The following is a 20903-nucleotide window of genomic DNA, read 5'->3' as shown; positions in this document are numbered from 1 at the left end:
ACCACCTCAGGATGAACTCACTGGTTCAGCCAAGCCCCGCAAATACGAGGGGTAACCTGCTGCTCCAGCCGCGCGGATGCAACAGTTTCGACCTGCCTTATACCTACAAAAACAAAGGGAGTCCGTAATGGGCGAGCATGATCTGAACAGACGTCAATTCATCAAGACCGTGGGCGTAGCCTCGGTTGCCGCGGCGGCCATGAGCCTGCCGTTCGTCAAGGCCAATGCCAGCGACACCCGCTTTCAAGGCAAGACCCTGCGCCTGTTGACCTGGTCCGACGACACCGGCCTGGCTGCCCTGCGCAACATCGCCGCGACCTTCGAAGACAAGTACGGCTGCAAGGTCATCGCCGACCGCACCGGCAGTACTTCGGAAATGGTCGCCAAACTCAAGGCCGGCGGTGATCGTCCGCAGTACGACATCATCACCCTGGCCGGCGTCGGCGCCGAAGGCCTGGCCGCCGCCAACCTGCTGGAAAAACCCGACCTCAACCGCATTCCCAACCTGGTCGACGTACCGGAAAAATACCGTACCGGCGCCAATGGCCACGGTATCGGTTACCTGCTCTGGTGCAACAGCCTGGTCTACAGCACCCGCACCATCCAGCAAGCGCCGGACAGCTACGCCGCCCTGTGGGACGCCGACCTGTCGCCGAACATCTTCCTGCCGCCGCCGAACTGGACCGAGGCCATGGACCTGATCATCATCGCCGCCAAACTGGCCGGTGGTGACGAGCACAACATCGAGCCGGGCTTCAAGAAACTCGCCGAGCTGAAAGACCGCGTAGTGACCCTGGGCGAAAACCCGAACCAGATCGCCGAGCTGTTCCGCACCGGTTCCCTGGACATGGGCGGCCTGTACGCCCCGGCATTCTTCCCGAAACAGATCCGCGATCCGGCCTACGGCCTGGGCGCCACCTTCGGCATGAAGGAAGGTTTCTACACCGACCTGATGCTCTCGGTGATGCCGAAGAATCGTCCGGGCGACACCGACCTGACCTACGCCTTCATCAACCACTCCCTGGACCCGCTGGTGCAGGGCAAGATGGCTGAAGACATCTACAACGGCCCGGTCAACGCCAAGGCGATCATCTCCGCCGAAGCGCGCAAGAGCCCGTTCATTCTCACGCCGGAGCAGATTGCCGAGAAGGCGATCATGCACGACAACGCCTTCCTGGCCACCGTGCATGACCAATGGATTCGTCGTTACACGGAAATCTTTTCTTCCTGATCGAGTGACGAACACCGGCTCTTTGGAACACCACAAATCCAATGTGGGAGCGGGCTTGCTCGCGAATGCGTCAGCACATTCAACATACATGTGACTGACAGGCCGCTTTCGCGAGCAAGCCCGCTCCCACAGGGTTCACGGTGGTTTTGAAGGACGTGTTCTTCAGCTGCTTTCCATTGACGAGACCTTTGCTATGGAACACCAACCTTTGACCCATTCGGTCAGCGCCGCTGAGTCGCGCCCGAGTCGGGGCGTTTCGCCGACGGCCCGCGCCTGGTTTTTCCTCACCCCGTCGATGCTGTTCCTGGGCGTGCTGATTGCCGCCAGCCTGCTGGTGCTGCGGATGAGCGTGGGCACCAAGGGCGCGGAATGGTCCGGGTTCAGCCTGGCCAGCTACGCCCAATTGCTCGAACCCTACTACCTCAAATCCCTGATGCTGACCCTGCGCCTGGCGCTGATCAGCGCGGTGATCGCGGTGGTGCTGGCGATCCCGGTGGCCTACACCATGTCGCGGCTGACCTCTCCGTTTGTGCGCCGGATCTTCCTCGCCGCGGTGTTGTTGCCATTGCTGGTCAACCTGCTGCTGCAAAGCTACGGCTGGCTGGTCATCCTCGGCCCCGGCGGCATGCTCAACCAGGCACTGATGGGCCTGGGCCTGATCAAGCGCCCGATCATGCTGTTGTACAACCAGAACGGCGTACTGATGGGCCTGGTGCAAACCGCCTTCCCGCTGGCCGTGCTGCCGATCGCCAGTGCCATGCGCGGCGTCGCCCGTACGTACGAAGAGGCCGCCGCGACCCTGGGCGCCAGTCGCTTCCAGGTGTTCCGCCAGGTGGTGTTGCCGATGAGCCTGCCGGGGATCATCACCGGCGCGACGCTGGTGTTCGCCTACAACGCCAGCAGTTTCGTGGTGCCGTTGCTGCTCGGTGGCCGCCGCGTGCCGATGCTGGCGGTGATGGTGCATGACCAGATCGCCCCACTGATGAACTGGCCCGCCGCCTCCGCCGCAGGCGTGGTGCTGATCGTCACCACCCTCGCGATCATGACCCTGTCCGAATACATCACTGGCCGCCGTCGGCGCATGCTGGAGGCTTCGCAATGAGCACCCTGACCAAGAAACGCTATGGGCTACTGCCGGGCGAAACCGGCAAGTTCGCCGGCATCCTCTCGGGCTTCATCCTGCTGCTGGCGGTGTTGCCGATCCTGACCATGATCGTGATGTCGTTCAGCGGCGCGTCGAACCTCGACTTCCCGCCGAGCAGCTACAGCCTGCAATGGTACAAGGCCGCCTGGCACACCTTCGTCTCGCCCGATGCCAGCGATGTGCTGAGCCTGGGCAAGGCCATGACCACCAGCCTGATGGTGTCGTGCCTGACCATGGTTTTTGCGACCATCATCGCAGTGCCGGCAGCCTATGCCCTGACCCGTTGTGAGTTCCGTGGCAAGGCCGTGGCCCTGCAACTGATGTCGCTGCCCCTGGTGTTCCCGATGGTGGTGTTGGGGCTGGCGTTGCTGCTGGTGTTCGACAGCCTGCCGTTCCAGATGACCACCTCGCGCCTGGTGATTGCCCATGTGATCCTGGCCTTGCCGTTCGTGGTGAAGAACTGCACGGCGGCCATGCTCTCGATCGGCAGCGAAGTCGAGGAGGCCGCGCAAATGCTTGGCGCTTCACCGCTGCGGGCGATTGTCGACGTGGTGGTGCCGTTGATGAAGTCGGGGATCCTGGCGGGCATGCTGCTGGCGTTCATCGTCTCGTTCAACGAGTTCACCGTGACCTATTTTCTCTACACCATCGACGTCATGACCGTGCCGATCTGGATGTACAGCCGCACCGTGTCTTCGCTCGACCCCACTGTATTTTCGTTTGCCGTGCTGATCGTGCTGATCGACTTCGTCCTGATCTGGGCGCTGGAGAAGCTGGTCGGTGAAGGTGGCGTTTCGTTCTGATTTCTTGAGGTGATTTATGTCTGGTCTGATTCTGGAAAACGTCGAGAAACATTACGGCTCGGCCTGCGCGGTAAAGGATGTAAACCTGCATTTGCCCGAGGGCAAACTGGTGTGTTTCCTCGGCCCCTCGGGTTGCGGCAAAACCACTTTGCTGCGGATGATCGCCGGGCTGGAAACCCTGAGCGGTGGCGAGATTCGCCTGGACGGCGAGGACATCGGCCACACCCCGGCGCACCTGCGTAATTTCGGCATGGTGTTCCAGTCCCTGGCGCTGTTCCCGCACATGACCGTGGGCGAAAATATTGCTTATCCACTGAAACTGCGCGGGGTCAGCAAGGCTGATCAGCAGGCGCGGGTGGTGGAGTTGCTGGAACTGATCCAGCTGCAACCGATGATCGATCGGCCGGTGGCGAAACTGTCCGGCGGCCAGCGTCAGCGCGTGGCGATTGCCCGGGCGATTGCCAATCACCCGAAAATCCTCTTGCTCGACGAACCGCTGTCGGCGCTGGACGCCAAGCTGCGCGAGTCGATGCAGGTGGAGATCCGTCAGCTGCAACAGCGCCTGAACATCACCACCATCATGGTCACTCACGACCAGCGCGAAGCCATGACCATGGCCGATATTGTCGTGGTGTTGGGCGAGCACAAGGTGCAGCAGGTGGGTACGCCGATCGAGATCTACCGGCACCCGGCCAACGAATTCGTCGCGGACTTCATCGGTTCGGGCAACATCTTCCCGGCCACGGCGCTCGGCAATGGCAAGGTCAGCCTGCCGGGCGGTGATGCACTGCAAGTGCCGATCTGCAGCAGCATTGTGGTGGGGGAAAAAGTGAAGATGCTGATTCGTCCGGAAGACCTGCAACTGTCGGCGCCGCAGGCCACGGCGGGCAACCGCTTGCTGGGCAAGGTGACGTTCGTGCGGGATATTGGCGCGACCATCGAGACTACGGTGGAGTGTTCCGGGGTGTCGTTTACGGCGTTGAGTACGCCGTGCCAGGGCTTTGGCTTGAGCGTTGGGCATCCGGTGTCGGTGACGTTGCCGGTCGAGGCTTGCCGGGTACTGGGCGCCTGACAGGCCCCCTTCGCTGGCAAGCCAGCTCCTACAGGTTACAGCGATCCCTTGTAGGCGCTGGCTTGCCAGCGAAGGCGCCGGTCACGGCACCGCGAATGCCGGATCAAACCGACAACCGCAACCGCGCCAGATCCCGCAACGGCGGTGCCCCGAACAACCGACTGTACTCCCGGCTGAACTGAGAAGGGCTTTCATACCCCACTCGATATCCCGCCGCCGAAGCCTCCAATCCTTCGGCCAGCATCAGCCGCCGCGCTTCCTGCAAGCGCAACTGTTTCTGATACTGCAACGGACTCATCGCCGTCATCGCCTTGAAGCGGTGATGCAAGGTCGACACGCTCAGGTTCACTTCCTTTGCCAGATCATCGATGCGCAACGGCTGCTCATAGTTGCCGTTGAGCCACTTGATCGCCTGGCTGATGCGATGGCTCTGACTATTGGCAATGGCGATTTCGTACAGCCGGTGCCCCTGCTTGCTGCGCAACAACCGATAGAGAATTTCCCGGCGAATCAGCGGCGCGAGCATGGCGATGTCTTTGGGTGTGTCGAGCAACCGCGCCAGGCGCAGCACGGCGTCGAGCATGGCGCTGTCGAGCTGTTCGACATACAACCCGCGCCCGGTCGGCCGGGTGGGTACGCCAAGGGGGCCGGCGTCGGCGATCAGCGCGGTGATTTCCGTCGGGTCGATGTCCAGGCGCAAGGCCAGGATCGGTTCCTCGGCCGAAACATCGATCACCCGCCCGCTCAGCGGCATCGAGACCGAGACCACCAGGTAGTTCAGCGGGTCGTAATTGAAGTACTCGTTGGCCAGCTGAACTTCCTTGCGCCCCTGGGCCATGATGCACAGCGCCGGTTGAGCGAGCACCGGAGCGAACTCGTGGGACTGGCTGTGGCGCGACATGAACAGCGAGCCGATGGCAGTGGCATAACTGCCATCTTCGGCGGTGTTGCGACGGATGATCGCCGCCAGTTCCGCGCGCTGCTTTTCCATGTCGGTGTCAAGCGGGGCTTGAAATTGATCGAACGACGACATGCAAGGCATCCTCGGCAAGACTTGGGTGATGGCTAGAGCATAAGTTTGTGCAAGCAGCAGCGGTAGACACATCCTGCCTGATGCTTGCCTGATTCTGCACGGAGTGTCTTCATCCCTTCGCCTACCCAGCGTCCCGACACACAGCCAAACCCCTGTAGGAGCTGCCGCAGGCTGCGATCTTTTGATTTTGTTTTTAAGATCAAAAGATCGCAGCCTGCGGCAGCTCCTACAGGGTACAACCCCGACATTGTTTTACGCATTGTTACAGGTGACTGATGCACGTTCGCAGGATTGTGCAACGCGCCAGCAGGAATCGACTAACGACGCAGGCGCAGAGGCCTTTAACCTTTGATCCTGTCGCAGCCCGCCCCTGGCTGCCACGCGACTCCCCGGGAGGGTTGAACATGTCCAAGCAGATCCCCGTCAGTCATATGGCCTTTGTCCGAGCGCGCGCCGGGCGTTCCCAAGAGCTGGGTGTGCGCCTGAGCGCGCTGATCGAGCCGTCCCGCGCTGCACCCGGTTGCCTGAACTTTGCCTTGCAGCATTCGTTATGCGACCCCGAGTTGTGGCTGGTGTCTGGTTTCTGGGTCAACCAGCAGGCCATGACCGCCTATTTCAGCACCCCGGCGATGGAGGTTTTTGCCGAGCTGGTGCAGGAACTGGTGGTCAACAGCCTGGATTTTCACACCTTCAAGGATGTGTCGGCGGCGCAGGCCTTGCGACAGTCCGGGGCAGATATACACAAACTGGCCGGTTGAGGGTTTAATGGCGGCATTCTCAACCAGCCAGGATTCGCGACATGGCACGTAAAGCCTTTGAACACTTCGAAGCTGTTTCCGCCGTAGTACCGGGTGAGGGTGGTTACCACGCCGCTATCGCCGTCAAAGCGCTGGGTGGTTCCGGCGCCCCGCGTTTTCACAAAGTGCTGGAAGGCCAGACCTTCAAGACGGCCAATGAGGCTGACCTGGCGGCGGCCAAGGAGCTGACCCGCCTCAAGGATGTGAAGGAAGACACCGATCTGCTCTGGTAATTACTTCACCGCCCCCGGGCGATACATCTTGAACAACGCCTCAGGCCCCAGCTGGAAATAGTCCGCCGGCCCGCCGCCGCGCAGAATCGGTTCTGCCGCGGCGGTGTCGTACACGCCATCCTTCAACAGCCACTTGGCGATATGCACGGCGACCACTTCGCCGAGAATCAGCCAGCTCGGCACCACATTGCCATCGGCCCGCTGCAACTGAATGATCTGCGTGACCTTGCACTCGAAGGACACCGGGCTTTCGGCGACCCGTGGCACCTGAATGACTTTCGAGGCGACGGTACCCAGGCCTGCCAGCTCGAACTCGTTGACCTGGGGCTCGACCATGGCACTGCTCTGGTTCATCCGCTCGGCCAATGGCCGGGTGGCCAGGTTCCAGGCGAATTCGCCGGTCTGTTCGATGTTGTTCAGGCTGTCTTTGCGCCCGACGCTGGAAAAACCAATGATCGGCGGAATGTAGTTGAAGGCGTTGAAAAAGCTGTAGGGCGCCAGGTTCAAGCGGCCTTCGGCATCCTGTGAGGAAATCCAGCCGATGGGACGCGGGCCGACGATCGCATTGAAGGGATCGTGGGGCAGGCCGTGGCCGTTGGCGGGTTCGTAATAGTGGATGTCGTCGGGCATGGCGGGAATTCCTGGCACTTGCGGGAGGCGGACATGGTGCAAGGACCGCCGACATTTTTCCAGTACGGACTCAGACAATGTGGGAGCGGGCTTGCTCGCGAAAGCGGTGTGTCATGCAACAGGAATGTTGAATGTAAAACCGCATTCGCGAGCAAGCCCGCTCCCACAGGTTCTATGGTTTGCCCGCAGATTTTCGGTGCCACAGAAATGACTAAGCCCGGCCGAAGCCGGGCTGTGGTGCCGCTGAGTGAATCAGCTGACGGTAGCGCCGCCAGTACGGTCGTAGCCATCTTCAGCGACGGTAGCGCCGCCAGTGCGGTCGTAGCCGTCTGCAGCGACGGTAGCGGAGCCAGTGCGGTCATAACCATCGGCGGCAACGGCGGAGCCTGTGCGGTCGTAACCATCGGCGGCGAAGGTGTTGGCGGCCAATACGGACAGGGCGATGGCGAGGAACAGTTTGGTTTTCATCTTCATTTCTCCAGGTTCTTTGGCGTTTTGTGTCTTGGGCATGGGTTTTATGCTACGCCAATTAAACTGATTAAAAAGCGCAAAACTATGCTAAAAACAATCGATTAAATTGATGTTAAGGCCAGCAGGCGTTTTCGCTTTCAAGGTCTGAATGAGCGCATCACAGGTAATCGATCAGGCAGGTTCAGGATGAGGGGAGCGCATTAACTCGTGATTAATCCGCCTCCCACGGCAGTGAAGGATTATTCGTGTAGCGCAGGAAAAACAAAAAAGGGGCAGACCCCGACGGTCTGCCCCTTTTTGTCAAACGCGCCTGGACTTAGTCCGTGAGGATCCGCGAATGCTTGCGGGTGTCTTTCATGGTGATGTACACCAGCAACGACACGGCGATACACGCGGTGACATACCAGTAGTACCCGGTTTCCATGCCGATGCTCTTGAACCACAGCGCGATGTATTCAGCGGTGCCGCCGAAGATCGACACGGTCAGGGCATACGGCAGGCCTACGCCCAGGGCGCGGATTTCTGTCGGGAACAGTTCGGCCTTCACCACCGCGTTGATCGAGGTGTAGCCGCTGACGATGATCAGCGCCGCCATGATCAGGAAGAACGCGCCCCACCAGGTCTGGATGGTGTGCAGGGTGGTGAGGATCGGCACGGTGAACAGCGTCCCCAGAATACCGAAGGCGATCAGGATCGGCCGGCGACCGATTTTATCGGACAGCCCGCCGATGATCGGTTGCAGGCACATGAACAGGAACAGCGTGGCGGCGGAAATGGTGGTGGAGTCGGAGATGCTCATGCCGACGGTGTTCACCAGGTATTTCTGCATGTAGGTGGTGTAGGTGTAGAACGCCAGCGTACCGCCCATTGTCAGGCCGACCACGGTCATCAGTTCCTTCGGATGGCGCATCAGGGTGCGCATCGCGCTTTCCTTGGCCTTTTCCTTCTTGGTAAACGACTCGGTTTCTTCCATGCCGCGACGCAGGTACAGCGCGACCACGGCACACAGCGCGCCGATGGCGAACGGGATACGCCAGCCCCAGGCATATAGCTCTTCGGTGGTCAGTACGTTTTGCAGGATGATCAGCACGGCCAAGGCGATGAGCTGGCCGGAGATCAGGGTCACGTACTGGAAGCTGGAGTAGAAACCGCGACGTTCCTTGGTCGCCATCTCGCTGAGGTAGGTGGCGGAGGTGCCGTATTCGCCACCGACCGACAGGCCCTGCAGCAGACGGGCGAACACCAGCAGGATCGGCGCGCCGATGCCGATGATTTCATAACCCGGGCTCAGGGCGATCAACAGCGAGCCGAAGCACATCAGGTACACCGAGGCCATCAGCGCCTTTTTGCGCCCGACTTTGTCGGCGTACAGGCCCATCAGCCAACCCCCGATCGGACGCATCAGGAAGCCCACGGCGAAAATCGCAGCGGTGTTCAGCAGTTGTGCGGTGGTGTCGCCTTTGGGGAAAAAGGTCTTGGCGAAGTACAGGGAGAAGGCGGCATAGACGTACCAGTCATACCACTCGACCATGTTGCCAACGGAACCGCTGAAGATCGATTTGATGCGACTGGCGGTGGTTCTTGCTTTGGCCGGCGCGGCAGCCGACCCAAGTGGCAGGGCGTTGGAGTTATCCATTGAAGGATCCTTCGTTTAATTGTTTTTGTGGAGCGCGATTAAACGCAGCCTGCGGGGGCTATAGCAGGAGCTGTGCCAACGGGGAGAGGGGCGGTTTAGAGGGGTTTAGGGGAGTCGATGAGCGGAAATCCGCTCATGAAAGGCTGGGCTTGAGCGGAAAACTGCTTAGGTGCTGGCAGGTGTGTTGCCTGAACTGGCCTCTTCGCGGGCAAGCCCGCTCCCACAGTGGCGGGTGTCGTACGCAAAATTCGCGACCGGCTCGGTCATTGTGGGAGCGGGCTTGCTCGCGAAGAGGCCTGCACAGTCACTACAAAAACATCTCCCGGCTCAATCCATGCCGCTGCATCTTTTCATTGAAAGTCCGGCGCGGCAGTTGCAGCTCTTCGAGCACCGCTTTCACATCGCCCTTGTGCCGGGTCAACGCTGCGCGCAGGCACTGCGCTTCAAACGCCTCCTGCTGCGCCGCCAGTGACTGCCCAGGCTCGATGCCCGCCGGCACGGGCTCGCCAAGCCCCAACACCTGGCGCTCGGCCACATTCGCCAGCTCACGCACATTGCCCGGCCAGTCGTGACTCAGCAGATGACTCAACTGCGGCCCGCTCAACGGCGCAAAGGAGCGACCCAGGCGTTCGGCGGCACTCCGGGCAAAAGTCTCGTACAACAATGGAATGTCTTCGCGGCGATCGCGCAACGGCGGCAGGCGCAGCTCGGCGACGTTCAAGCGGTAAGCCAGGTCCTCGCGAAAACGTCCGGCCCGCGCTTCCTCCAGCAAGTCCGGTTTGGTCGCGGCAATGATCCGCAGATCCACGCGAATGCTCTGGTTCGAACCCAATCGCTCGAGTTTTTGCTCCTGCAGCACCCGCAACAATTTCACCTGCTGCGCCAGGGGCATGCTTTCGATTTCATCGAGAAACAGCGTGCCGCCATCGGCGTATTCGAGCTTGCCGATGCGCTTGCCCTGGGCGCCGGTGAATGCGCCGCTTTCATGGCCGAACAGCTCGGCCTCGAACAGTTGTTCGGGGATGGCCGCGCAGTTCAAGGCGACGAAGGGTTTGTCGGCGCGCGGGCCGAAGTCGTGCAGGCAACGGGCAACCAGCTCCTTGCCACTACCGGTTTCGCCGCGGATCAACACGTTGACCGGCAGCGCCGCCAGGTCGAGCACCTGCCGGCGCAAAGTCTGCAAGCCACGGGAGACGCCAAGCAAGGTGGCGTCAAGTTTGGCGCGGTTGTCGGCCTGTTCGTGCAGGGCACGGTTTTCCAGGACCAGCCGGCGCTTGTCCAGCGCCCGGCGCAAGCTGCCGAGCAGGGTTTCGGGGCTGAAGGGTTTTTCCAGGAAGTCGTAGGCGCCATCGCGCATCGCGTCGACAGCCATCGGCACGTCGCCGTGGCCCGTCAGCAGAATCACCGGCAAGTCGGCATCGCGGCGCTGTACTTCGGCCAGCAGTTCCAGGCCGCTCATGCCGGGCATGCGCACGTCGCTGAGAATCACCCCGGGAAAATGCCTGGGCAACTGCGCCAGGCACTCGTCGGCGCGGCTGAACAGCTGCACCTCGAAACCCGACAGGCTCAGCCATTGCTCGACGGCGCTGCGAATGCTGCTTTCGTCGTCGACCACCATCACTGAATTCAGCATGGGTCATGAGCCTCCACGTCGATGGGCAGGGTGAGGGTGAACACCGCGCCGTTGTCGTGATTATCAGCGCTCAGGCGTCCGCCCGATTCGTGAACGATGGCGAAGGATACGGCCAGACCGATGCCCAGGCCATCACCCACCGGTTTGGTGGTGAAAAACGGGTCAAACACTTTCGCCAGGTTTTCCTCGGCGATGCCACTGCCGTTGTCGATGACGCTCAGGCGCCACAATTGCTCGTCGGCTTCGAGGCGGATTTCCAGGCGTTTGCAGGGTTTGTCCTGCATCGCATCCAGGGCATTGCGCAGCAAGTTGATCAGTACCTGTTCCAGGCGAATCGCATCGCCCCGCACCCAGGCCGGGCGTGTCAGGTGCAGCACGGTGCTGACCTGCTCATCGCGCAAACGCGTGTCGAGCAGCTCAAGGGACTGGTCCACCACCGCTGCCAGGTCCAGGCGTTCGCGCAAGCCACTGGGGCTTTTGCGGGCAAAAGTCTTCAGGTGGCCGGTGAGGGCGGCCATGCGCGTGAGCATGTCATCCACCGGCTTGAGCGCCTTGTAGGCGTCGTCGACGCGACCGTGATCCAGTAACAGGCGCAAGGTCGCCAACTGCATGCGCTGGGCGGTCAACGGCTGGTTGATCTCATGGGCCAGCGCCGCTGACATCTGGCCGAGGGCCGCGAGCTTGGCCGATTGCACCAGGCCTTCCTGGGCGGTGCGCAGGTCGCGGGTGCGCTCTTCTACCAGCTGTTCGAGTTCTTCGCGGCTGCGTTGGCGCAGTTTGGCCAGGCGCCAGCGCTGGGTGAGAAACAGCAGCAAAAACACCAGCGTCAGCCAGATACCCGCCGCAGCGAGTGCGGCGTTGCGGCTGTCTTCGAAGGCAACCTGCGGGCGGCGCAGCAGGTGCAGAGTCCAGCCTTCGGCGGCCAGGGGCAGGGATTCCCATAGGTAATCGGCAGGGCCGTCGGGGCCATCGACCCGTGCCAGGTCGCTGTTCTCGTCGAAGCGGAGCAACGATTGGTATTGAAGCGGCGTCAGCGGCTGCTTGTCGTATTGGCGGGTGACCTTGAGTTCGGCGTGATCGCTGTCGCTCAGCGGTTTCAGGTACCGATAGCGCCAGCCCGACTGGTTGGCGATGAAGATAATCCCGCGGGCATCGCTGACCAGCAGGGTGTCGCTACCCTGGCGCCATTCGCGTTCCAGCTCGGGAAACTCCAGTTTCACCACCATGGCCCCGAGGAACTGGCCATCGTCGTTGGTTACGGCGCTGGAGAGGAAATAGCCAGGAATGCCACTGGTGACCCCAACGGCGTAAAAACGCCCGGTGCCCTGGGTGCGGGTCTGGCTGAAGTAGGGACGAAAACCATAGTTGTGGCCGACGTAGCTGCTGGGCAAGCGCCAGTTGCTCGCCGCCACGGCCAGGCCCGTGCGATCCAGCAGCTCCAGGGTCGAGGATTCGGCGGCGCCGTTGATTTTTTCCAGTTTGCGGTTCAATTCCTGCGCCAGCTCGGGGCTCACCGGGCCTTTGAGTGCGTCGCGCAACTGCGGGTCGAGTGCCAGCACCGAGGGCAGGGCGCGGTAGCGTTCGATCAGGGTGTGCAGGGAAGTGGCGTAAAGCGCCAGTTGCTGATTGGCACGGGCAGCGTCATCGACCAATGACTGGCGCACCGTTTGACGAACGGCCAGGGTCGCAGCGAGGGCGGCGCCGGCGATGATCAACAGGGTATACAGCGCCAGGCGCAAAGGGCGAGAGGACTCAAACATGCTGGGCATTACACAGGTGTACGGAGGGGGCGCACCATAACATGGCCCTCTTCGGTATTCCCACGCCTTGTGCAGGTAATAAAAAAGGCGACAGGGGTTGAATCCCCTGTCGCCTTTTTCAGGCAGCCGAAGCGCTTACTGCACTTCTACCGCCAGGCTTTCACTGATCTTTTGCTGCCAGATGGCAGGACCGGTGATGTGTACGGACTCGCCCTTGCTGTCGACCGCAACGGTCACCGGCATGTCTTTCACGTCGAACTCGTAGATCGCTTCCATGCCCAGTTCGGCGAAAGCGACAACGCGGGATTTCTTGATCGCTTGCGCTACCAGGTAAGCCGCGCCGCCCACTGCCATCAGGTAAACGGCCTTGTGGTCCTTGATCGCGTCGATAGCGGTCGGGCCGCGCTCGGATTTGCCGATCATGCCCAGCAGGCCGGTTTGCTCGAGGATCTGACGGGTGAACTTGTCCATCCGCGTTGCGGTGGTCGGGCCAGCCGGGCCAACCACTTCTTCGCGCACCGGATCGACCGGGCCGACGTAATAGATAAAGCGACCCTTGAGGTCCACCGGCAGGGTTTCACCCTTGTTCAGCATCTCGACCATGCGCTTGTGCGCTGCGTCGCGACCGGTGAGCATCTTGCCGTTGAGCAGGACGGTTTCGCCCGGCTTCCAGCTCTGCACTTCTTCCGGGGTCAGGGTGTCGAGGTTGACGCGACGGGCCGACGGGCCGGCTTCCCAGACGATTTCCGGGTAGGCGTCCAGCGGTGGCGCTTCCAGCGAAGCCGGGCCGGAACCGTCGAGCACGAAGTGGGCGTGACGGGTGGCGGCGCAGTTCGGGATCATGCACACCGGCAACGAAGCGGCGTGGGTCGGGTAATCCATGATCTTCACGTCGAGCACGGTGGTCAGGCCACCGAGGCCCTGGGCGCCGATGCCCAGCTGGTTGACCTTCTCGAACAGCTCCAGGCGCATTTCTTCGATGCGGTTCTGCGGGCCACGGGCCTTCAGCTCGTGGATGTCGATGGATTCCATCAACACTTCTTTCGCCATGACAGCGGCTTTCTCGGCGGTGCCGCCGATGCCGATGCCGAGCATGCCCGGTGGGCACCAGCCGGCGCCCATGGTCGGAACGGTCTTGAGCACCCAGTCGACGATCGAGTCGGACGGGTTGAGCATGGCCATTTTCGACTTGTTCTCGGAACCGCCGCCCTTGGCCGCCACGTCCACTTCCACGGTATTACCCGGAACGATGGAGTAGTGGATAACGGCCGGGGTGTTGTCCTTGGTGTTCTTGCGAGCACCCGCCGGGTCGGCGAGGATCGAAGCACGCAGGACGTTTTCCGGCAGGTTGTAGGCGCGACGCACGCCTTCGTTGATCATGTCGTCCAGGCCCATGGTGGCGCCATCCCAACGCACGTCCATGCCCACGCGGACGAACACGGTGACGATGCCGGTGTCCTGGCAGATCGGGCGGTGGCCGGTGGCGCACATGCGCGAGTTGATCAGGATCTGCGCCATCGAATCACGGGCCGCTGGCGATTCTTCGCGCAGGTAGGCTTCGTGCATCGCCTGGATGAAATCCACGGGGTGGTAGTAGGAAATGAACTGCAGGGCGTCGGCAACGCTCTGAATCAGGTCGTCTTGCTTGATCACGGTCATGAGTCGCGCTCCTCTAAAAGACGGGAACATTCAATAAGGTGCTTGCAGCTTGGGTGCATCGGTCGGTTGCAAGCACCTTTCAAGGCACGCCGGGGCTGCTGGCGCGACGCTAAAAAGGCGCGGCAGTATAACGCGCCTTGCTGGCGGGTACACGCGCCGGTGGTCAAACCTTGGTCGCATGGTCGAACCCGATCCCCGAATCGGGTCAGCCCGAAAATTGAATGGTCATTTATCGGCCGCACCATTAAAGTGGTTATCGGTCTGTAGAGTAGGACGCTCTGTCAGTCTCCTTTCATAGGGTGAGTCAACGATTGACCCATAACGCCATCCAGCGCCTGTTACTCAAACGGTTTGCCCTCGCGGCCGGCACTTATGCCCTGGCTTTGTTGCTGCTGTGGCTGGCGTTTTTCACCGGCCATTACGATGAACCGCTGGCCAATGTCGCCGTTGGCAGCGCTCTGGTGGTCATCAGCCAGGCGGCGTTGTTCGTGGTGTTCTACAGCGGCTGCAACCTGCGTTTTTCCGATCCCAGCCTGACCGAGGCGCAGGTGCTGCTGGGGCTTGGCTGGCAAACCTGGTTGATTGCCAATCTGGATGAGGCGCGCGGCACGTTCCTGGTGTTCTACGTGCTGATTCTGCTGTTCGGGCTGTTTCATCTGTCGCGCCGTGCATTTGCGCGGTGCGCGCTGCTGGTGTTTTTCAGTTTCAGCGCGATCACCCTGTGGGAGGGTTACCACTTTCAGCTGGCCGATCCGGCGTTGGCGGTGGTGCAGGTGTGCGTGCTGTTTATCGTGCTGGTCTGGCTGGAACTGTACGCCCGCTACGTCCAGGCCTCGCGCTTGCGCATGCGTCAACGCCGCTTCGCCCTGCAGGCGCACCAGGACACTTTGCGCGGGATGATGCGTCAGCTCGAGGACCTGGTGGCCACCGACGAGTTGACCGGATTGTTCAATCGCCGGCATTTCCTGCGCCTGGCTTCGCGCGAACTCAAAGCCATGGACGCCGGCGTGGTGCATGGCCTGGCGCTGATCGACCTCGATCACTTCAAACGGATCAACGACATTTATGGCCATGCGGCTGGGGATCAGGTGCTGCAGGCGTTTGCCGGCGTGGCGTCGGCCTGCCTGCGCGACGGCGATGTCCTGGCACGCTATGGCGGAGAAGAGTTCGTGGTGTTGCTGCCCGATTGCGATGCCGAGCGCTTGACGGCCTGTTGCGAGCGGCTGCGCCTCGCCTTCATCGATGTCGAGCTGATCGGCTTGAAGGTCGGTAGTCTCAGTCTGTCCGCGGGCATGACTCTGCTGGACATGGGCGATGATCTTGACGAGGCCTTGCAGCGGGCGGACCAGGCGCTGTATCGCGCCAAGCGTGACGGCCGCAATCGTTGCGCGGCGGCGTGGGAAAACGTCGATGCCTGAATTACGCGTGGGCGATCGCCAATGGTCGGTGGCAACCGGCACCAATCTGCTTGATGCCCTGAATCAGAACGGCGTGCCGGTACCCTACAGCTGCCGCGCCGGCAGTTGTCATGCCTGCCTGGTGCAGTGTGTGCAAGGATTACCGAGCGACAGCCGCCCCGATGCCCTGAGCGCAGAGCAGCGCCAGCAAGGCTGGCGCCTGGCCTGCCAGTGCCAGGTGATTGAAGATTTGCAAGTGCACACCTTCGACCCGCAAGAGGACGGCCGTCCGGCCGAGGTCGCTGCGGCCGATTGGTTGAGCAGTAGCGTTTTGCGCCTGCGCCTGACGCCACAACGCCCGTTGCGCTACAGCGCCGGGCAGCATCTGGTGTTGTGGGCGGGCAATGTGGCGCGGCCGTATTCCTTGGCCAGCCTGCCGGAAGAAGACCGTTTTCTGGAGTTTCACCTTGATTGTCGCCAACCCGGCGAATTCAGTGATGCCGCGCGTCAATTGAAGATTGGTGACCCGATCCGTCTCGGCGAATTGCGTGGCGGAGCCTTGCATTACGACCCGGACTGGCACGACCGACCGCTGTGGCTGATGGCGGCCGGCACCGGGTTGGGACCGTTGTTCGGCGTCTTGCGAGAAGCCTTGCGCCAGGATCATCGGGGCGCCATTCGGGTCATCCACCTGGCCCATGATGCCAACGAGCATTATCTGGCCAAACCTCTGCAAGCCATGGCCGCCAGCCGTCCGAACCTCAGCATCGAGCTGTGGACACCGACCCAGTTGCCCGCGGCTTTGGCGCAACTGCGGCTTGTTTCGCGACAAACCCAGGCCTTGCTCTGCGGATCCCCCGACAGCGTCGACGCCTTTGCCCGGCGCCTGTACCTGGCGGGGCTGCCACGCAACCAACTGTTGGCCGACGTCTTCCTGCCCCGCGGTTGAGCGCTGATTTTTCAGATGCGAGACCTTCCATGCCCGATGCCATCCAGATTGAACGCGAACGCGGCCTGCTGACGCTACGACTGAACCGCCCTGACAAGCCTCTTCGCGGGCTTGCCCGCGATGAGGCCTCCCCAGGCAACACATCTTCCGGATCAAAAATCAAAAAGCCCCGCCATTCACATGGCAGGGCTTTTGTTTTTCAGGGCATCAGTCCTTTTGCTACTGCGCGGATGACTACAGTTTCTTCTTTAAATTCCACCGCAAAAAAGGCCTTGTTGTCTTTAATGGCTGAAGAATACAAACCAATGTTTACCGCTTCTTTATAGTCAAGCCAGCCCACCCCGTTGTTATAGTCCTTGTCATGAACGCCGTTGTAAAAGAAACGCGAGATAGCGTAACGACTTTCTTTACGGGATTTTTCTAAAAGTCCGGTAGTCACGAAGCTTCCGTCAGGCAGGAAGTCAGCAGTGTACAAATACGTACTGGATGAATTTATGTTCATGAATACCGGTTTTCCACCGTTGAACTGGATATTGTTCGAGCCGTCAGCTTCCAGACTCATTAAAAATCCGGAGATCGCAGTGTCGTGTCTTGAATGCCTTGAACCTGTGCACAGAATGCGATTGTTGGGTTGTTTTACTGTGCTGGCAAGCTCCCAGTAATTGAGTGGGTTTTCATCGTTTGCAAGCAGAAATCCGTCTCGTTGAAAGGATTTATCCAGTTTGCCGTCTCTGCTGTGTTTTACTAGAACAACTGCTTCAGGGGGATTGAAGTAACCTGTTTTGGCGTGGCCGGCACTGATGTAGTTGCCCGCATCGTCGACGATCAGGCTAATCAGTTGCAAGAAGTTAAACATGTCATGTCTGACACGGACAAAACCCGATTCATTGAATGAAAGGTCAAGTTCCCCGCTTGGAGTCAAGCAGATGATCCAGGTATCAATCGAGGCGAAGGAGCCAGAATCATGAAGCAATATGATGCGATCGTCGGTAATTGGCGAAGTTTCGAGCGCGTAGGACGCAAGCTTGCTCAAAGAATCGGATGAAACACATCTTGACTTTTCGATTTCAAGACATTTTTCGTTGTACGCGGATACGGCGTGTAAATCAGCAGTCGTTTTAGGAACCGGGATAATGACTTTTCCTTGTTCGCCAAATTTTTCATCAATGGTGCCATTGGGTAGAAAACGAACGGCGGCCTTTTCCCGCTCACTCACGCCGCCTACACGGTAAAACAGCGTTCCCGTCAGCAGAACTCTGCCATTCACAAATGCAATCTGTTCGGCGTAGAAGCTGGAGCTAGCGGATCCGTAAAAAAAATCGTAGAAGAAACCCTGTTTGCCAAAGCTGGTGTCGATAGAGCCAGCTTCATTCAGGCGTGTCAGCGCGTAGAGCATTCCGTTGACATCATCATATAGAACTCCCGCGATGTAGATCATATTGTCAGGACCTACAGCGACAACCCGTGAGGACCAGTTTGGGAAATCGGGGTTTGGTGAACGGAGGACGACCAAACCATTTTCACCAAAAATGGGGTCCAGTTCGCCTGATAGAGTCGAAGCATGTATTTTTTCCGTGGTCATTGCACTTTCCCTTGATGTAATGGGCGAATGCGTTTGCACTCGCATCCTCTGCCCGTTCCGCAAAAACAGTACGGGGCTGCTGCTCTCTATGAGACGGGGGCGGGGGGAAATGAACAACTGTCAGAGTTGACAGGTTTGGCGATTATTTTGAGATAAAAAAACTTTCTGATGGCGAAGTTTCAGGCACAAAAAAGCCCCGCCATTCACATGGCAGGGCTTTTGGTTTTCAGCGTGTCACTCAGACCATTGGATCGCCAACGTGCAGGATCTTCATGCCATTGGTGCCGCCGGTGGTGTGGTAACTGTCGCCCTTGGTCAGGATGACCCAGTCGCCTTTCTGTACGACGCCGCGCTTGACCAGCTCGTCGATCGCCTTCTGGCTGACTTCGTTCGGCGCCAGAGAAGCCGGGTCGAACGGGATGGTGTACACGCCACGGAACATTGCCGCGCGGGCCTGGGCTTCGCGGTGTGGGGTGAACGCGTAGATCGGCACCGAGGAACGGATACGCGACATGATCAGCGGGGTGTAGCCACTTTCGGTCAGGGCGATGATCGCTTTGACGCCCGGGAAGTGGTTGGCGGTGTACATGGTCGCCAGCGCAATGCTCTCGTCGCAGCGGGTAAATTCCTTGCCGATGCGGTGGCTGGAGGTCTTGCTGGTCGGGTGCTTTTCAGCGCCGACGCAGATGCGCGCCATCGCCTGCACGGCTTCCAGCGGGTACAGGCCGGCAGCACTTTCGGCCGAGAGCATCACGGCGTCGGTGTAGTCGAGCACGGCGTTGGCTACGTCGGACACTTCGGCGCGGGTCGGCATCGGGTTCTGGATCATCGACTCCATCATCTGGGTCGCCACGATCACGGCCTTGTTGTGGCGGCGTGCGTGCAGAATGATCTTCTTCTGGATGCCCACCAGCTCGGCGTCGCCGATTTCCACACCGAGGTCGCCACGGGCCACCATCACGGCGTCGGACGCCTTGATCAGGCCGTCGAGGGTTTCGTCGTCGGCCACGGCTTCGGCGCGTTCGATCTTCGCTACCAGCCAGGCAGTGCCGCCGGCTTCGTCGCGCAGTTGACGGGCGTATTCCATGTCCGCGGCGTCACGCGGGAAGGACACCGCGAGGTAGTCGACTTCCATTTCCGCGGCGAGCTTGATGTCAGCCTTGTCTTTTTCAGTCAGGGCCGGAGCGGTCAGGCCGCCACCGCGACGGTTGATGCCTTTATGGTCGGACAGCGGGCCGCCGATGGTCACGGTGCAGTTCAGTTCGGTGCCTGTGGCGGTGTCGACGCGCATCACCACGCGACCGTCGTCGAGCAACAGTTCGTCGCCCACGCCGCAGTCCTTGACCAGGTCCGGGTAGTCGATGCCGACCACTTGCTGGTTGCCTTCGGTCAGGGGATGGCTGGTGGAAAAGGTGAATTGATCACCGATCTTCAGCTCAATCTTCTTATTGGCGAATTTGGCGATACGGATTTTCGGGCCTTGCAGGTCACCCAGCAGGGCAACGAAGCGGCCGTGCTTGGCTGCCAGGTCACGCACCAGCTTAGCGCGAGCCTTGTGCTCGTCGGGGGTGCCGTGGGAGAAGTTCAGGCGGGCGACGTCCAGGCCAGCCAGGATCAGTTGTTCGAGGACTTCCGGCGAGTTACTGGCCGGGCCAAGGGTGGCGACGATTTTGGTACGACGGACGGACATGCAAAGACTCCTGAGTTCAAGCGCTGAGTGAGGCTACTATGCTCTTGGGGTGTAGTCATTGTTCATGTGCACTACTTATTCGTTTGTTTGTTGAACTGAACACTTTTGCTGACCGGTCGCCTGAAGATTTGCGCCAATGGGTCGATACAGAGCTCAAGTCAGGAGAACTCCCATGCGATTCGTGCTCATAGCCGTCCTTGCCCTCAGTGTCGTGGGCTGCACCCGTTGGTCGATGAACCACCATTTGAACCTTGCCTACAGCGCCTATGACCGGGGCAATTGCGAGCAGGTGACGCTCGAGCTGTCCAAGGTCGAACGCGCCAGCCGCGCGCGGCCTAATGTGTGGCCGGAAGTGTCGATGCTGCGCGGTCTGTGCCTGGAACGGCAGAAGCTGTTTGTCGATGCGGCGCAAACCTACCAGTTCATCATCGCGTCGTACCCGCAAAGCGAATATGCCTACCGCGCCCAGGCGCGCCTGGAAACCTTGCAGGCGCTGGGTCACTATCCGCTGCGCAGTGCGGCGGCGGTGCGTCCTACCCGCTTCTGATTACGTTACCCATTCAGCGCTGGCTCAGCGACGACGGTGAGCTATAGTCGAATAAAGCGGTTTGGAGCCTCGCCTCCAGACCGACGTAACACCCGTGATCGGCAGGAGTAAGCGGCAGCGGTTCATGGACTGTCGCACCAGGAGCGGGGAGAGCGCGCCCATGTCTGATTCAACCGCAGGCAGGACCGTTCCGAAGCATTAGTGCGGCCCTGCTTAAGGGCCTTGCTGGGCGAATTGCGCATGTTCACTGACCGCCGTATCGAGCGGCATCAACTGCCGTATTTTCTGAAAGTGTTCAACAGCGTCACCGACAAGCCGATCGGCTTCCTGGGCAACGTCTCCGCAGACGGGCTGATGCTCGTCAGTCAGTTGCCGATGATGATCGGTGCCGATTTCGGTTTGCGCCTGAAAATCCCCGCGAGCGACGGGGGTATGCAAGTCATCGATTTGCAGGCGTGTTGCCTGTGGTGCCACGAGGACGAAACCCCCCACCATTACGACGCCGGGTTCAGCCTGCAACGGGCACCGCCGGAGTATGGCCAGTTGGTGCAGGCATTGAAGCGATACTTCAGTTTTCAGCCGTTGCCGGCTTCGGCCTGATACAGCAAACAGTTTGCTGTGTTCTGGAACAGGGAG

19 protein-coding genes are annotated in these 20903 nt (G+C 60.4%); 10 read left to right on the top strand and 9 right to left on the bottom strand.

Annotation, left to right across the window (positions count from 1 at the left end; all coding sequences use genetic code 11):
* Window positions 1–127 precede the first annotated feature (127 nt).
* From DKB71_RS27405 to DKB71_RS27390, 4 genes are all read left to right on the top strand, one after another.
* Window positions 128–1231 (top strand): extracellular solute-binding protein, encoded by a 1104-nt coding sequence (locus tag DKB71_RS27405; RefSeq protein WP_274074319.1) that lies wholly within the window; start codon window positions 128–130, stop codon window positions 1229–1231.
* A gap of 193 nt (window positions 1232–1424) precedes the next feature.
* Window positions 1425–2333: an ABC transporter permease gene (locus DKB71_RS27400; protein WP_323626984.1), complete on the top strand. Its 909-nt coding sequence runs from the start codon at window positions 1425–1427 to the stop codon at window positions 2331–2333.
* Complete coding sequence (locus DKB71_RS27395) at window positions 2330–3178, top strand: ABC transporter permease (protein WP_007986104.1); 849 nt, start codon at window positions 2330–2332, stop codon at window positions 3176–3178. The genes DKB71_RS27400 and DKB71_RS27395 overlap by 4 nt, the downstream gene beginning before the upstream one ends.
* Window positions 3179–3194: 16 nt before the next feature.
* A complete protein-coding gene (locus DKB71_RS27390; protein WP_274074321.1) occupies window positions 3195–4250 on the top strand; it encodes an ABC transporter ATP-binding protein in 1056 nt (351 codons plus the stop codon).
* 103 nt (window positions 4251–4353) lie between these two features.
* On the opposite strand, the gene DKB71_RS27385 is transcribed toward DKB71_RS27390, so the two are convergent.
* Window positions 4354–5283, bottom strand: coding sequence for an AraC family transcriptional regulator (locus DKB71_RS27385; RefSeq protein WP_274074322.1), 930 nt, complete (start codon window positions 5281–5283; stop codon window positions 4354–4356).
* A 404-nt stretch (window positions 5284–5687) separates the two neighbouring features.
* Between DKB71_RS27385 and DKB71_RS27380 the strand changes: the two genes are divergently transcribed.
* Together DKB71_RS27380 and DKB71_RS27375 are read left to right on the top strand one after the other, a co-directional pair.
* Window positions 5688–6041: an antibiotic biosynthesis monooxygenase family protein gene (locus DKB71_RS27380; RefSeq protein WP_274074323.1), complete on the top strand. Its 354-nt coding sequence runs from the start codon at window positions 5688–5690 to the stop codon at window positions 6039–6041.
* A 41-nt stretch (window positions 6042–6082) separates the two neighbouring features.
* Complete coding sequence (locus DKB71_RS27375; RefSeq protein ID WP_323626982.1) at window positions 6083–6313, top strand: hypothetical protein; 231 nt, start codon at window positions 6083–6085, stop codon at window positions 6311–6313.
* Here DKB71_RS27375 and DKB71_RS27370 read toward each other — a convergent pair whose 3' ends face one another.
* From DKB71_RS27370 to DKB71_RS27345, 6 genes are all read right to left on the bottom strand, one after another.
* Window positions 6314–6943, bottom strand: a complete 630-nt coding sequence (locus DKB71_RS27370) for a flavin reductase family protein (protein ID WP_323607838.1) — start codon at window positions 6941–6943, stop codon at window positions 6314–6316.
* 252 nt (window positions 6944–7195) lie between these two features.
* On the bottom strand, window positions 7196–7411 hold the full coding sequence (locus DKB71_RS27365) for a hypothetical protein (RefSeq protein WP_323626980.1): 216 nt from the start codon (window positions 7409–7411) through the stop codon (window positions 7196–7198).
* A gap of 319 nt (window positions 7412–7730) precedes the next feature.
* A complete protein-coding gene (locus tag DKB71_RS27360) occupies window positions 7731–9050 on the bottom strand; it encodes an MFS transporter (RefSeq protein WP_274074327.1) in 1320 nt (439 codons plus the stop codon).
* 307 nt (window positions 9051–9357) lie between these two features.
* Window positions 9358–10683 carry a sigma-54-dependent transcriptional regulator gene (locus DKB71_RS27355; RefSeq protein WP_408598644.1) on the bottom strand — a complete coding sequence of 442 codons (1326 nt, stop codon included), beginning with the start codon at window positions 10681–10683 and terminating at the stop codon, window positions 9358–9360.
* Entirely contained in the window at window positions 10677–12443 is a 1767-nt protein-coding gene (locus DKB71_RS27350; RefSeq protein WP_408598642.1) for an ATP-binding protein, read from the bottom strand. The genes DKB71_RS27355 and DKB71_RS27350 overlap by 7 nt, the downstream gene beginning before the upstream one ends.
* Before the next feature lie 135 nt (window positions 12444–12578).
* Window positions 12579–14102, bottom strand: coding sequence for a fumarate hydratase (locus DKB71_RS27345; RefSeq protein WP_008061943.1), 1524 nt, complete (start codon window positions 14100–14102; stop codon window positions 12579–12581).
* A 311-nt stretch (window positions 14103–14413) separates the two neighbouring features.
* On the opposite strand from DKB71_RS27345, the gene DKB71_RS27340 reads away from it, so the two are divergent.
* Window positions 14414–15520, top strand: coding sequence for a GGDEF domain-containing protein (locus tag DKB71_RS27340; protein ID WP_408598639.1), 1107 nt, complete (start codon window positions 14414–14416; stop codon window positions 15518–15520).
* Window positions 15513–16448, top strand: coding sequence for an iron-sulfur-binding ferredoxin reductase (locus DKB71_RS27335; protein ID WP_408598637.1), 936 nt, complete (start codon window positions 15513–15515; stop codon window positions 16446–16448). Before DKB71_RS27340 ends, DKB71_RS27335 begins: the two co-directional genes overlap by 8 nt.
* A 199-nt stretch (window positions 16449–16647) precedes the next feature.
* Here DKB71_RS27335 and DKB71_RS27330 read toward each other — a convergent pair whose 3' ends face one another.
* Entirely contained in the window at window positions 16648–18030 is a 1383-nt protein-coding gene (locus DKB71_RS27330) for a hypothetical protein (RefSeq protein WP_408598635.1), read from the bottom strand.
* Between the two features lie 238 nt (window positions 18031–18268).
* Window positions 18269–19720, bottom strand: coding sequence for a pyruvate kinase (pyk, locus tag DKB71_RS27325; protein WP_274074334.1), 1452 nt, complete (start codon window positions 19718–19720; stop codon window positions 18269–18271).
* 172 nt (window positions 19721–19892) lie between these two features.
* Between pyk and DKB71_RS27320 the strand changes: the two genes are divergently transcribed.
* Window positions 19893–20267, top strand: coding sequence for a tetratricopeptide repeat protein (locus tag DKB71_RS27320; protein WP_408598633.1), 375 nt, complete (start codon window positions 19893–19895; stop codon window positions 20265–20267).
* Window positions 20268–20507: 240 nt separating this feature from the next.
* On the top strand, window positions 20508–20867 hold the full coding sequence (locus DKB71_RS27315) for a PilZ domain-containing protein (RefSeq protein WP_408598631.1): 360 nt from the start codon (window positions 20508–20510) through the stop codon (window positions 20865–20867).
* Window positions 20868–20903 lie beyond the last annotated feature (36 nt).

It is taken from the genome of Pseudomonas sp. PLMAX (assembly GCF_046042685.1).
GTDB classification, from domain to species: Bacteria; Pseudomonadota; Gammaproteobacteria; order Pseudomonadales; family Pseudomonadaceae; genus Aquipseudomonas; species Aquipseudomonas putida_AE.
This window is presented reverse-complemented; position numbering and strand designations above follow the sequence as displayed.

What these genes read in the sequence shown, in the direction of transcription:
- DKB71_RS27355 (WP_408598644.1), bottom strand. Translation starts at nt 10,683, where the DNA reads ATGCTGAATTCAGTGATGGTGGTCGACGACGAAAGCAGCATTCGCAGC.
- DKB71_RS27365 (WP_323626980.1), bottom strand. Translation starts at nt 7,411, where the DNA reads ATGAAAACCAAACTGTTCCTCGCCATCGCCCTGTCCGTATTGGCCGCC.
- DKB71_RS27400 (WP_323626984.1), top strand. Translation starts at nt 1,425, where the DNA reads ATGGAACACCAACCTTTGACCCATTCGGTCAGCGCCGCTGAGTCGCGC.
- DKB71_RS27390 (WP_274074321.1), top strand. Translation starts at nt 3,195, where the DNA reads ATGTCTGGTCTGATTCTGGAAAACGTCGAGAAACATTACGGCTCGGCC.
- DKB71_RS27335 (WP_408598637.1), top strand. Translation starts at nt 15,513, where the DNA reads ATGCCTGAATTACGCGTGGGCGATCGCCAATGGTCGGTGGCAACCGGC.
- DKB71_RS27380 (WP_274074323.1), top strand. Translation starts at nt 5,688, where the DNA reads ATGTCCAAGCAGATCCCCGTCAGTCATATGGCCTTTGTCCGAGCGCGC.
- DKB71_RS27350 (WP_408598642.1), bottom strand. Translation starts at nt 12,443, where the DNA reads ATGTTTGAGTCCTCTCGCCCTTTGCGCCTGGCGCTGTATACCCTGTTG.
- DKB71_RS27370 (WP_323607838.1), bottom strand. Translation starts at nt 6,943, where the DNA reads ATGCCCGACGACATCCACTATTACGAACCCGCCAACGGCCACGGCCTG.
- DKB71_RS27315 (WP_408598631.1), top strand. Translation starts at nt 20,508, where the DNA reads ATGTTCACTGACCGCCGTATCGAGCGGCATCAACTGCCGTATTTTCTG.
- DKB71_RS27330 (WP_408598635.1), bottom strand. Translation starts at nt 18,030, where the DNA reads ATGACCACGGAAAAAATACATGCTTCGACTCTATCAGGCGAACTGGAC.
- DKB71_RS27405 (WP_274074319.1), top strand. Translation starts at nt 128, where the DNA reads ATGGGCGAGCATGATCTGAACAGACGTCAATTCATCAAGACCGTGGGC.
- DKB71_RS27320 (WP_408598633.1), top strand. Translation starts at nt 19,893, where the DNA reads ATGCGATTCGTGCTCATAGCCGTCCTTGCCCTCAGTGTCGTGGGCTGC.
- DKB71_RS27345 (WP_008061943.1), bottom strand. Translation starts at nt 14,102, where the DNA reads ATGACCGTGATCAAGCAAGACGACCTGATTCAGAGCGTTGCCGACGCC.
- pyk (WP_274074334.1), bottom strand. Translation starts at nt 19,720, where the DNA reads ATGTCCGTCCGTCGTACCAAAATCGTCGCCACCCTTGGCCCGGCCAGT.
- DKB71_RS27385 (WP_274074322.1), bottom strand. Translation starts at nt 5,283, where the DNA reads ATGTCGTCGTTCGATCAATTTCAAGCCCCGCTTGACACCGACATGGAA.
- DKB71_RS27375 (WP_323626982.1), top strand. Translation starts at nt 6,083, where the DNA reads ATGGCACGTAAAGCCTTTGAACACTTCGAAGCTGTTTCCGCCGTAGTA.
- DKB71_RS27360 (WP_274074327.1), bottom strand. Translation starts at nt 9,050, where the DNA reads ATGGATAACTCCAACGCCCTGCCACTTGGGTCGGCTGCCGCGCCGGCC.
- DKB71_RS27395 (WP_007986104.1), top strand. Translation starts at nt 2,330, where the DNA reads ATGAGCACCCTGACCAAGAAACGCTATGGGCTACTGCCGGGCGAAACC.